The organism is Thermococcus litoralis DSM 5473, assembly GCF_000246985.2.
In the GTDB taxonomy this organism is placed as follows: Archaea; Methanobacteriota_B; Thermococci; order Thermococcales; family Thermococcaceae; genus Thermococcus_A; species Thermococcus_A litoralis.
Map to the genome: position 1 here is coordinate 774,244 of NC_022084.1, position 11,920 is coordinate 786,163.

The window sequence follows — 11,920 nt, forward strand, 5'->3', positions numbered from 1 at the left end:
CCCCCCGGATGGGTTTCCGGCGATAGGAGGTGATCGAGCCGTAGGTTCCCCTACGGCTACCTTGTTACGACTTCTCCCCCCTCACGGAGCCTGGACTCGACCCCGCCCAGAGGACGGAGCCTCATCCAGACCCCGCTCGGGTGGAGTGACGGGCGGTGTGTGCAAGGAGCAGGGACGTATTCGCCGCGCGATGATGACACGCGGGTACTAGGGATTCCAGCTTCACGCGGGCGAGTTGCAGCCCGCGATCCGAACTGGGGGCGGGTTTAGGGGATTCCCTTCCCCTTTCGGGGTCGGATCCCATTGTCCCGCCCATTGTAGCGCGCGTGTAGCCCGGGGGTTTCGGGGCATACTGACCTACCGTCGCCCGCTCCTTCCTCCGGCTTATCGCCGGCAGTCCCCCCAGAGTGCCCCCTTCCCAGCGGGAAGGGCTGGCAACTGGGGGCGCGGGTCTCGCTCGTTACCACACTTAAGTGGACGCCTCACGGTACGAGCTGACGGCGGCCATGCACCTCCTCTCGGCGTGTCCGGCAAGACCTTCAGCCTGGCCTTCATCCTGCCGTCGCCCCCGGTGAGGTTCCCGGCGTTGAATCCAATTAAACCGCACGCTCCACCCCTTGTAGTGCTCCCCCGCCAATTCCTTTAAGTTTCAGCCTTGCGGCCGTACTCCCCAGGCGGCGGGCTTAACGGCTTCCCTACGGCACCGGGCGAGCCCGAAGCTCACCCGACACCTAGCCCGCATCCTTTACAGCCAGGACTACCCGGGTATCTAATCCGGTTTGCTCCCCTGGCCTTCGTCCCTCACCGTCGGACCCGTTCCAGCGGGGCGCCTTCGCCACTGGCGGTCCCCCTGGGATTATAGGATTTCACCCCTACCCCAGGGGTACCCCCCGCCTCTCCCGGTCCCAAGGCCCGCAGTATCCCCAGCAAGCCCCACGGTTGAGCCGTGGGATTTCGCCAGGGACTTACGGGCCCGGCTACGGACGCTTTAGGCCCAATAATAGCGGCCACCACTCGGGCCGCCGGTATTACCGCGGCGGCTGCCACCGGCCTTGCCCAGCCCTTATTCCCGGAGCTTTTTACACTCCGGAAAAGCCGTGGCGATGCCACGGCACTCGGGGTCCCCCCGTCGCGGTTTCCCGCATTGCGGAGGTTTCGCGCCTGCTGCGCCCCGTAGGGCCTGGACCCGTGTCTCAGTGTCCATCTCCGGGCTCCTGCTCTCACAGCCCGTACCGATCTTCGGCTTGGTGGGCCGTTACCCCACCAACTACCTAATCGGCCGCCGGCCCATCCTCGGGCGGGCAGAGCCCCTTTCGGCCTGAGGACCTTCCAGTACCTCAGGCCTATGGGGGATTAGCCCCAGTTTCCCGGGGTTATCCCCCTCCCGAGGGTAGGTTACCGACGTGTTACTGAGCCGTCCGCCGGTGGTGTCCCAGAGGGACACCCCCTTGACTCGCATGGCTTAGTCGGACCCCGATAGCAGTGGCCTCCGGCAGGATCAACCGGAATTGCTATTAGGAGTACGGCCGGTGGGACTTCCCTCAAGGGGAAGTACCATAAAACCCATCCGGGGTTTGGTCGGGGTGTTGGGCCTGCCTTACCCCCGAGGGGTCCCCTTTCGGGTTTCCTCGGGAGCGCACCTTTTGTGACCCGGGCTGGAGGGCGGGGTTCATTGTGGGTGCTTTGCACCCTGTCCCCCCGACGCCGCCGTCTTGGCGCCCGGGTTTTGTCGCGCCCTGTTCGGGCGCTCCACCCTATAGGGCGAAACCCCCCCAATGAAAAATTTTTGCAAAGCCTTGAGAGCCCATATTTTTAGCAAAGAAGCTGTTAAAATCGAGTTTCATTATCACGGATTTTAAACATTTAAATGATAAAAAATAGACGATAAAAACAACAAACTATTTCTTAGTTGATTCTTAGTTGAAACCCATATCTGGACTTCACCAAAAACCAAGCATTATACCATGACTCAAGAGAAACCCCCAACCGAAATAAAAAGGGAGGCATTAAAAACATTAAAGCCTCAAAATATCTTCCACAAGGCTTATTTTTGAAACCGGGGTGGGGATAGTATTTGTCACTGCAAGTTCATCAACTGCTTTGCTAACTCTCTCGATAGCTCCTTCAGCGAAGACCCCATGGGTTGCAACAACAAATATTTTTCCAGCGCCCATCTCCCGTAGTATGTTAGCGGCCTTTACCATAGTGCCTCCAGTACTTATGATGTCATCCACTATGAGCACGTTTTTCCCACTCACATCAACTTCCACCGGGGTCATCTGAACTTCAGTTGGAGAGATGCGCTTCTTCTCGAAGTAGCTGAACTCTAAATTGAGAAGCTCCGCAACAGCTTTTGCCCTCGCTAATGCACCTTTATCGGGAGCTAAAACTAACCCTTCACCAAGCTTTTCCCTGAAGTACTCGGCTATGGCTCTGGCAGGGCTTAAGTTAACTGCCCTCCCCGGGAAGTATTCCAGAGTTTTTGGATTATGAATGTCAAAGACATAAAGCTCATCATAATAGATGCCAAGAGCCTTCATAACTGCTCTAACGCTTATCGGCTCTCCTTCCTTGGTAACTCTATCCTGCCTCGAATAAGCCAAATATGGCACCACTGCCTTAAGATGCTCAAATCCTTTCTCTTTAAGTGCATCTCCTAGGAGGAGTAGCTCAATAAGGTGCTCATCTTGGGGGTTAAAGGTAGATTGAACAACAACAGCTTCCTTTCCCTCTCCAAGAATCCTTACGTACTTTTCCCCATCGGGGAACCTCTTTATCTCCACATCCAAAACTTCCTTGCTGTATTTGCTTGCCTTCATCTTAACCTCTTCGGCCATGTGATAAGCCCCACTTCCCAGCACTACTTTCATCACAATCACCCCAGAGAAAATAGGTTTAGCGTTTAATACCTTTTTCATACCAGCAAAACCGCAATAACCCCAGCAAGAAAAATACCATCGAAGGTACCAGCACCGCCTATGCTAACCATTGGAGCTCCGAGATCTTTGAGCTTGTCCCAGTTTAACAGATCAGCCCCTATGAGGACACCCATTGTACCGCTTGTATATGCCACCAACGGTCTGTTTGGAGCCCCTATGGTGAGGGCAAGGAGGGCAGCGACTAATGGAGGAACAAAAGTAGGAATCGCTATGCCCAATCCTTTCACAGGTCTTGAAAAGGCTTTGCTAATTATCGTCGAGATAAGAACAGCAACCCCTACTCTAATCAAAAGATCATTTTGTTCAAGGACTATAAGCCTCAATACCTCGTAGAGAACCACACTCAGGGGAACAAGAGCACCCCCAACATTAACACTGACTACTGTTTTTTGCTCACCCCAGTCAATGTAAGGAACGGGGTACGTGATGCCAAAAAACGACACTTTGGCAACCCTTACAATCGGTCCGTAACTTCTGATCTCCTTAACCGGGATGTTGATGAAGCTTCCTATTAATGAAGCCCAAAACAGCGTAAAGGCAACAGGAAGAGGAAGTCCCAACTTTTGAAATGCCAGTGTTATTGTACCTGCAAAGAGTATGAAAAGAATAGGTAACAAGAAAATCAGGAGAATTAAGAAAGGCAAGGTCAGAGGTAGAAAAAAGTATCTTCTCACTCCTTGAACCCCCTGATATTAACCCATATTTGAGCACCTTTGGGCATTATAACCTCCAAAGGCTTGTCAAATTTTACTGGGTTTTTGAAAACCCACGCATAGAGCTTCTTGCCATTTGAGTATTCCTTCAAGAACTCATATTCTGCTAAATGCTTTTCTTTATGCGCTTTTAATTCCTCAGGTGTGAAAGGTCCCAGAACGTCCACAAGTTCAGCTTTTCCTATTGCAAAGCCCTTGTTTATGATGTAGACTTCTCCCCTAATCTTGGTAGAGCTCTTCCTAATCTCCCATATCTTCTTTCCTTCCACAATCCAAGAAGCAAATGGCTCTTTGACTATTAATCCTCTCATATGCCTTCAAATCGAAATAATGATAATTCCTTTATAAAACCAACGTTTGATGGGAAAGATTTAAGTGGAGTTTCAATCTATTATTCTCGGAGGCTACGCCTATGAAGATTATCTGGTATGGTCATGCGTGTTTTTGGATTGAAATAAATGGCGTGAAAATTCTGATAGACCCCTACGAATATGTCAATGACGATGCCATAGATGGCATCGATTACATACTGGTTACCCATGAACACATAGACCACTACGGCAAAACACCCCTTCTGGCGAGACTTAGAGATGCAACTGTAATAGGGCCTAAACCCGTGTATCTAATGGCAATAAGCGATGGAATAACCAAAGTCATGGAGATAGAAGGAGGACAGGAAATAGAACTTGAAAACGGGGTTAAAGTAAAGGCGATATTTATGGAGCACCCCTCAAGCCAGTATCCGGTAGGGTACATTATATCCAATGAGCAGAAGACACTCTTTCATCCTGGAGATACATATTACAGCCCGATTTTCAAAAATTTCCGGGGCAAAATAGATGTCCTCTTCGTCCCAATAAGCGGAAGGTCAACTGCGAACCCGAGGGAAGCAGCAAACATAATTGAAGTGATCCGACCAAAAATAGTAATACCAATGCACTATGGCGTCTACAGTGAAGGAAACGTGGAAGAGCTAATTAAAGAGCTCAGAGAGAGGAGGATATGGGTTCTGGTAAAAGTTCCAGAAGTTGGAAAGCCCTTTGAAGTATAGCGGTGTGGATAATGCTAACCACCGGCAGTAAGAGCTTAGATGAATTACTAGGTGGAGGAATAGGTAGGGGGGTATTAACTCAAATATACGGTGCATTTGCTACCGGAAAGACCACTCTAGCAATGCAGGTGGGCCTTTTAAATGATGGAAAAGTGGCTTATATAGATACCGAGGGGGGATTCTCCCCCGAGAGATTGGCCACAATGGCTGAAACCAGAGGACTTGACAAAGAAAAAATCCTCCAGAAGTTTCTCGTTTTTGAACCGTTTGATTTCAAAGAGCAGAAAAAAACTATCTCAGGCCTTAAAAAGATCGTAAATGAAAAATTCTCACTGATTGTTGTGGATTCAATAACCAACCACTATAGAATAGAGGAAAACAAAAGTGCAGTTACCGCTGACCTCGGAAAGCAACTTCAGACTCTGCTTTGGCTTGCAAGAAAATACAATCTGGGGGTTATTGTTGTAAATCAGGTCTACTTCGACTCAAAGCACAATCTCTTAAAGCCGATAGCAGAGCATACCTTGGGATATAAGTGTAAGGACATCCTCAGATTAGAAAAGCTAAGGGATGGCTTCAGAATTGCAGTTTTAGAGAGACATAGGTTCAAACCAGAGGGAGGCATTGTTTACTTTAAAATAACGGATAAAGGAATAGAAGATGTGGAAAAAACTAAATCTTTTCAAAAAGCTCCTGAGTCAATCTTACTATAGCCTTGTACAGCTTCTCACTTATAACCCCATCTTCGTAGTGCCTCTTGAGTTCTTCTTTGTCTACAATCTCCTTCTTCCCGTCAGGCCACTTCACGATATCAACTTCTAAGTCAACGTACCTTGCTTTGTCCGGGTATATCTCAACCGGGGTGCAGATGTTGTAGTATTCTCCCTTTAGGTTGCCATCTCTATCATAATAGCTATGCTTAAACCACCATTTTCCTTCTTCAATCTCAGTTATTGCATAATCCCCAGCTTCTATTGGTAAGTCCAAGCCATCATAGAATCTACCGGGTTTTAGATTCCTTCTTACCTTCAGCTTCAGGGGATTTAGAGAAACCTCAACCACTTCCCCTGGGCCTATCTTGATTACTTGACCGTCTGGCTTAACGTGCTCAAACCTGAAAAGCCATCCCTGCTTTGGCCCCTTATTGTTAATCAATGCCTCCAAAAAGCCCTCACTAACCTTTTTTCTCTGAGAGGGAATCTTGCTTAGAATTCCCTCTCCAATTTCAACTGCAAACCCAAACTCGGGATCGTATGCCTTAAACTTGTGATGGCCCTCTATCGTAGGAACTACCGTATTTCTTATGTCGTCAAGCTTTGCCTTTGCCGCACCGCCAAATTCAACCTCGTAGATGTCTCTACCCTCAACTATTTGGGCAGGAGCAGAGTATTTTTCAGCCTCTTTCAGCTTTTCAGCGATCTTTGAAAGCTTTATTAGCTCATCCCGTAGGAGATTCCAATCTTTATACGCAGCTGCCGTTCTCCACAAAACCCCCCATTCTCCAAGATCGACACTCAATCCAAGTATTCTAAGCCTTTCTCTCTCTGATTGATCCCTAATCTTCCTCGATATTTTCACATGTCTCTGGGTTCCAACGGGTTTTGGAATAAGCACTGCATAGTCACCGGGTATAGTGAGTAAGACACTCAAATGAGGAAGGAGGTTGTTTTTCTTGACCTGAACAAGCACCTCGTCCCCTTCAACAGCATCTGGAAACTCTTCTATTAGCAAAGTTCCAATTGCATTCCCTATGTCCACATACACGTATCTTTCGTCCTTTTTGATAACGATCCCTTTATATATGCCATAAAGCTGGTAGGGCATTTTTCTAAAGAAAACGTCTAAAAACTTCTCTTCAAAAACCTTCTTAACTTCTTCAACTTTTTCTCCAACCAGCACCACACCATGGGAGTCTTTTTTGTCTTGAATATCCACATCGAACTCATCGTAGACCTTTTCAATGCCCAGTCTTTCAGCGATCTTCTGGCTCGGCTGGCTTATCTTAAAGCCCTCGTCGAGGAGCAATTTTGTCAAAGCCGTGCTGTATATCCCTCTAATCCTCACCGAAACCTCTGAGTTTGTAGACATATTCACCACCTCTTTCCCGTTTTTCCACAACACCAATGAGCGTTAAGCCTTCAAGGATTTTAGCAGCATGTTCTCTCTCAACTCCGCTGTTCTTTTCTACGTTTCTCACCTCAACCCACAGTAATCCTTTTGAATGCCAGTCTCTCAAGGCTTCTTCAACTTTATGAACCCATGAGGGGTTGGTGTAGAGGTAGTAGATGAATGAGATTAAGAGCTCAAGTTTCTCATCCAAATTTTCTATCTTTTTTATTTTGTCAACAATATTGGCCGGTGGTAGTTTCCTCTCCTCACTTATAAATATAAGCCCCTCAAGTTCCCCAGTTAGCTTTTGAATTGTTTGGGTGATTGAGTAATCATATACCCTATAATACTGCAACAACCTCTGGAGGGATGCATTTATTTTGGCTTTTTCAGTGAAGCTCATTTTCGGATTCTCAACTAAAAGAAGGAGTTCCTCTAATCGAAATTTCATTTGATGTTCGTTTTTTTGAAGCTCTTTTGCAAGCCGCTCAAAGTCTCCCCCAAGAAGAGAAGATGCCTTCCCTATTTGAGACGCTATATCAAATTTTCTCTCAATGATGCCATAAAGCTCGGACAGCAGGTCTTTTAACTCTTCAAACTCCCATGATGATGAAAGGGAGTATACACGAAGAAAGCCCTTTTGGAACTCTTTGTGGAGAACCTCAGCCTCTTTAACAAGTTCACGAATTTTATTTGTGTCCACCTTCATCCCCTACATTAATACTCCCTCATTGTTCTTTTACTTTTCGCAGCTTTTGTGGTTAACATAATTGTTTACCCAAAATCTTTTTTTAAAGCAATGATGTTTTAAGTAATAGAGGGGAGCGCATGGTTTTAGTGGATCGCTTTGGAAGACCGGTGACAAATCTGAGAATTTCTCTCACAAATGAGTGCAACTTAAACTGCTTCTACTGCCATAGAGAGGGGCAAACCCTCAGCTTCCAAGAGATGAAACCAGAAGAAATAGAAAGAATAGTCAGAATAGCGTCCCAGCTTGGCATAAAAAAGGTCAAGCTAACCGGAGGGGAACCGACTATTAGAAAAGATATCGTTGAGATAGTGAGGAGGATACGGCCTTACGTTGAAGACCTATCTATGACCACCAACGGAACAACAATGAAGCTACTAGGGGGATCATTAAAAGAAGCTGGACTCGATAGAGTAAACATAAGTCTCGATACCCTTGACAGAAAAAAATATAAATCTATTACAGGATTTGACGTGCTTCCTCAGGTTCTTGAAGGAATCGAGAAAGCCGTCAAGCTCTTCTATCCAGTTAAGCTTAACATGGTTGTCATGAAAGGTCTCAACGACGGGGAGATATGGGATATGATAAACTACGCTGCCCAGAAAAACGCCATTCTTCAGCTAATTGAAATCGAAGTCCCAAGGGAGATGGAGGACTCATGGTTTTTCAAAAAGTACTTTTATTCGCTAAAACCTCTGGAAGAGAAATTTGAGGAGATCGTAGTGGATGTAAAGGAAAGACGAATGCACAGGAGAAAGAAATACTTTATTCCCACAGACTACGGTATCGCCGAGGTTGAAGTCGTTAGGTCAATGCACAACACAATATTCTGTGCAAACTGCACTAGGATAAGGCTCACTTCAACGGGCCATTTAAAGACCTGCCTCTTGAGAAGGGATGATCTCGTAGATATCCTAACTCCAATAAGGAACAACGCCTCCGACGAGGAGCTTATTGAAATTTTTAAAAAGGCTATTCTCATGCGGGAGCCATATTGGAAATGAAAAGTATTTAAATAATGCCTTAGATTACACTAACCTAGAGGGTGAAGCAATGTACATGAATCTCTTTGGAGTACTAGCGGGTTTAATTCTTGCAGCAATAGGAATAGCCCTCAGCATAAGAGCGTTCTATTACTACAAAAACATCGAGGAGCCGGGGAAAAACTTAGCTAGAAACTTTTTAATTTCCACCTCCCTTTTCACCGCGGGCTCACTTGGGGTTGTGATCGATTCTCTAACTGAAATCCAGTTATGGTTTGTAATGGCAATTTTCTACACCCTCTCTTACATAATTTTGGTTTCGTCCGTTCTCTACTATCTCAATGCTCTAAGTCCCCAGGAAGTAAAACCAAAAAAATACCCAGAAAAAACATCACTTTCACCAATAACTGGGGCATATGTGTTTAAAAAGCCGGCAAGCCCTCATGCTCTGACATTTTTGTCGAGACATTCAAACGGACTCCTTGTTGTGAGCAGGACTCAAAAGGAGTTATGGATAAAAAAATACCAGCTGGAGCCAGATAAGTTTATATGGCTAAGCAGATTAGAGAAAGAAGGCGCAGGAGATCCTACAAAGCTCCACGTTATTCAAGATGCTATTTTAAGATTCTTGAGAGAAAAAGGCGGAAAAGCAGTGGTATATTTCGAGGGGGTTGAGTATCTAATCCTCTACAACGACTTTTCTTCAGTTGCAAAGTTTTTGTTCTCGTTAAAGGATTACGTAATCTCCAACGAGTCAATGCTAATCTTATATTTGCCTCCAAACGTCCTAGACAAAACTCAAGAGACAACACTCTTGAAAGAGTTTCAGGAAAAGAGAGAAGAAGAGCTCATTAAGGAGATTTCCCAAAAATTGTTCGCGGCACTGCTAGAGGGAGAGGATCATGCCAGCGGTGAGGGTAAAGAAAAGTAATGCGGAAGAGGCAAAGAGGATTCTTAAGCGAGTGGGGATTTATGATGGAAAGAGAAGACCAAGAAGAGAGGAAGAAAATGTTCTTCTACCCATAACGGATCCAGAGAAAGCCAAAAATCTTGGATTTGAGGTTGTGGATATTGAGCTTCCTTTCAGACCAGAGAGACAGATTTACAAAAACCTTGAGAGCATCTTAAAGGACAAGTTTACGAAAGAGGAGCTAAACTTTCTCAGGCGTTACGATGTCATAGGGGACATAGCTGTAATTCAAATCCCACCGGAAATAGAGCACAGGGAAAAGGAGATAGTTGAGGCATTGCTTAAGGTGCATCCGTTTCTAAAGGTGATAGCGAAGAAAGGATTCCACAGAGGTGCCTTCAGGATAAGGGACTACTCAATAATATGGGGAGAAAAGAGACTCACAACAGTGCACAAAGAGAACGGTGTAAAAATTAAAGTTGACCTAAGCAGAGCCTTCTTCAACCCCAGAATGAAGGGAGAGAGGTACAGGTTGGCTCAACTTGTAAGAGATGGGGAGAGAGTTCTCCTGATGTTTGCTGGAATTCTACCCTATGCCCTCGTGATTGCAAGATACAAAAACGCTAAAATAACAGCCGTAGAGTTAAATGAAGATGCCGTAAAGCTCGGCATTGAAAACATTCAGTTAAACAGGGATAAACTCAAGGGTAGCATAGAGATTATCAAAGGGAATGTATTTGACGTTGTTCCAAAGCTTGGGACTTTTGATAGGGTTATAAGCCCAACCCCAAAAGGTGTTGATGCTCTCCGCTTGGCACTCGAAAAAGCCGAAAAGTGGGTTCATTACTATGATTTTGTTCACGAAAGCAAAATAGAGGACTTTAAAGAAAGAATTATCTCCCAGTGCAGAGAGCTCAGAAAGGAATGTAAGGTAAAGATAAAGAAAGTCTCCGACTACAAACCCCATGTCTTTAAGGTCTGTGCCGATATCGAACTTCTTTGATCACTTCTTCAGGAAATCAAAGAGAGTTGCCTGTTTGCCTTTCTTCTCTTTCTTTTCCTCGGGCTTTTCTTCAGCTTCTTTTTCTTCCCTTATTTCTTCTTCAACTTCTTCAGCCTCTTCAACCTCTTCTTCCTCTGGCTCTTCTTTACTGATTTCTTCTTCATCGATAGCCTCAGCTTCAATTGTTTCAATTCTCACTTCAAGCTCCGTTTTCGTTTCCTTCAACTTTCTATGAATGGCCAGCATCTTCCCTTTGATCTTTGCCGCCTTTTCTTTATCCTCAGTAAGGAACTCAATCTCCTTATCCCCTAAGTCAAGAAAAACTGCTATATGAGCCGCAACGTCTGGGTTGTTAATAAACATGGCTTTGAATATCTGCATCGTCTCAATTGCTTCAAGTTTGCTCATGTGCATTTCCTTCATTATCTTCTTCACTATAGAGTCCCTAATAGACCGCTCCTCCTTAGTATCCCTGAGCATTTTGAGAGTTTTTGGTGGGTAGAAGCGCAAGAAGCCTTTTTTCTTTACCCCTGAAACAGCGACTCCAGCAGTCATCATGTCTACTGCATACTTCCACAAACCGTAGTTCCCCGTTCTTGTTGCCCTTCCAAGGTATATATCGGCTCTGCTTATGGCTTCATATGCCCTCGCAATGTCCTCTGGCTTGTAATACACATAGGGAATGTTTTCTTCAATCCAGAGAAGAACTTCGTCTGGGGTGTTGTCAAGGTTCATGAGGGCCATTTTTGCCCTTTTCGCATTATCTGTGGCAAATATCATGCCTAGAGCTTCAAAAATCGACTTCTCAACATCCCTATATGCCAGAACAAGCTCGGCATCTTCAACGCCGCCGCTTACGATATTCTGGAGGTCATTTATTGCTGCCCTCAAGTCTCCCCTAGCCCTTTTTGCAATTTCCTGCAGGACTTCTTTAGGAACGAAAATACCCTCCGCTTTTACAATCCTAAAGAGAGCCTTTAAAATATCCCTCTGGCTTAAACGCTTGTACTCCACTATTTCTGCTTTGTTTCTTATCTCCAATGGTACCTCCCAGTATCTGTTGGCGGACATTATTATGGGATTCCTCGCCTTGTCTATGAGCTTCGCTATCTCTCTTGCCCCTGAAGGCTCTATGTTATCCGCCTCATCAAGAAAGATAAGTTTTCTCCTCCTTCCAAAAACATCCATTGTATATGCCGCATTGAGGTAGCGCTCTATTTTACCAAAAGTTCTGTCATCACTTGCGTTGAGCTCAATTACCTCAAACTTATACTCGTTAGCCAGGGCATAAACTGTCGTAGTTTTCCCGCTACCAGGGGGACCGGCAAGGAGGAGAGCTTTTTTCTTGGGAGTTCCATGAAACCAGCTTTCAATCCATGCTTTAACCTTCTCCAACGCTTTCTCTTGATTTACTATCTCCACGAGCCTTCTTGGCCTATACTTTTCAACCCATGGCAGCATTTG

At 45.6% G+C, this 11,920-nt stretch carries 11 protein-coding genes and 1 rRNA gene; 5 read left to right on the forward strand and 7 right to left on the reverse strand.

The window, feature by feature from the left end; all coding sequences use genetic code 11:
- Window positions 1-24: 24 nt before the first annotated feature.
- The 4 genes from OCC_RS04290 to OCC_RS04305 all read right to left on the reverse strand — a co-directional run bounded on the left by OCC_RS04290 (window position 25) and on the right by OCC_RS04305 (window position 3,963).
- A 16S ribosomal RNA gene (locus OCC_RS04290) occupies window positions 25-1,509 on the reverse strand.
- A gap of 506 nt (window positions 1,510-2,015) precedes the next feature.
- Window positions 2,016-2,870 carry a ribose-phosphate diphosphokinase gene (locus tag OCC_RS04295; RefSeq protein ID WP_004067721.1) on the reverse strand — a complete coding sequence of 285 codons (855 nt, stop codon included), beginning with the start codon at window positions 2,868-2,870 and terminating at the stop codon, window positions 2,016-2,018.
- 44 nt (window positions 2,871-2,914) lie between these two features.
- Window positions 2,915-3,613: a DUF1614 domain-containing protein gene (locus tag OCC_RS04300; protein ID WP_004067720.1), complete on the reverse strand. Its 699-nt coding sequence runs from the start codon at window positions 3,611-3,613 to the stop codon at window positions 2,915-2,917.
- The gene (locus OCC_RS04305; RefSeq protein ID WP_004067719.1) at window positions 3,610-3,963 is read right to left on the reverse strand and encodes an ASCH domain-containing protein; all 354 of its coding nucleotides are present in this window, start codon (window positions 3,961-3,963) and stop codon (window positions 3,610-3,612) included. The genes OCC_RS04300 and OCC_RS04305 overlap by 4 nt, the downstream gene beginning before the upstream one ends.
- Before the next feature lie 101 nt (window positions 3,964-4,064).
- Between OCC_RS04305 and OCC_RS04310 the strand changes: the two genes are divergently transcribed.
- Together OCC_RS04310 and radB are read left to right on the forward strand one after the other, a co-directional pair.
- Window positions 4,065-4,703, forward strand: a complete 639-nt coding sequence (locus OCC_RS04310) for an MBL fold metallo-hydrolase (RefSeq protein ID WP_004067718.1) — start codon at window positions 4,065-4,067, stop codon at window positions 4,701-4,703.
- Window positions 4,704-4,714: 11 nt separating this feature from the next.
- A complete protein-coding gene (radB, locus tag OCC_RS04315; protein WP_004067717.1) occupies window positions 4,715-5,416 on the forward strand; it encodes a DNA repair and recombination protein RadB in 702 nt (233 codons plus the stop codon).
- Here radB and OCC_RS04320 read toward each other — a convergent pair.
- Together OCC_RS04320 and OCC_RS04325 are read right to left on the reverse strand one after the other, a co-directional pair.
- Entirely contained in the window at window positions 5,376-6,791 is a 1,416-nt protein-coding gene (locus OCC_RS04320) for an Rne/Rng family ribonuclease (RefSeq protein WP_004067716.1), read from the reverse strand. The genes radB and OCC_RS04320 overlap by 41 nt on opposite strands.
- The gene (locus tag OCC_RS04325) at window positions 6,757-7,515 is read right to left on the reverse strand and encodes a hypothetical protein (protein ID WP_004067714.1); all 759 of its coding nucleotides are present in this window, start codon (window positions 7,513-7,515) and stop codon (window positions 6,757-6,759) included. The genes OCC_RS04320 and OCC_RS04325 overlap by 35 nt, the downstream gene beginning before the upstream one ends.
- A 125-nt stretch (window positions 7,516-7,640) precedes the next feature.
- On the opposite strand from OCC_RS04325, the gene moaA reads away from it, so the two are divergent.
- Genes moaA through taw22 form a run of 3 tightly spaced genes read left to right on the forward strand, consistent with a single transcriptional unit; the run spans window position 7,641 to window position 10,456 of the window.
- On the forward strand, window positions 7,641-8,564 hold the full coding sequence (moaA, locus tag OCC_RS04330; protein WP_004067712.1) for a GTP 3',8-cyclase MoaA: 924 nt from the start codon (window positions 7,641-7,643) through the stop codon (window positions 8,562-8,564).
- Between the two features lie 49 nt (window positions 8,565-8,613).
- Entirely contained in the window at window positions 8,614-9,474 is an 861-nt protein-coding gene (locus OCC_RS04335) for a DUF835 domain-containing protein (protein ID WP_004067710.1), read from the forward strand.
- Window positions 9,446-10,456, forward strand: coding sequence for a tRNA (guanine(37)-N1)/4-demethylwyosine(37)-methyltransferase Taw22 (gene taw22 / locus OCC_RS04340; protein WP_004067708.1), 1,011 nt, complete (start codon window positions 9,446-9,448; stop codon window positions 10,454-10,456). The genes OCC_RS04335 and taw22 overlap by 29 nt, the downstream gene beginning before the upstream one ends.
- Here taw22 and OCC_RS04345 read toward each other — a convergent pair whose 3' ends face one another.
- Window positions 10,457-11,917, reverse strand: coding sequence for a replication factor C large subunit (locus OCC_RS04345; RefSeq protein WP_004067706.1), 1,461 nt, complete (start codon window positions 11,915-11,917; stop codon window positions 10,457-10,459).
- Window positions 11,918-11,920 lie beyond the last annotated feature (3 nt).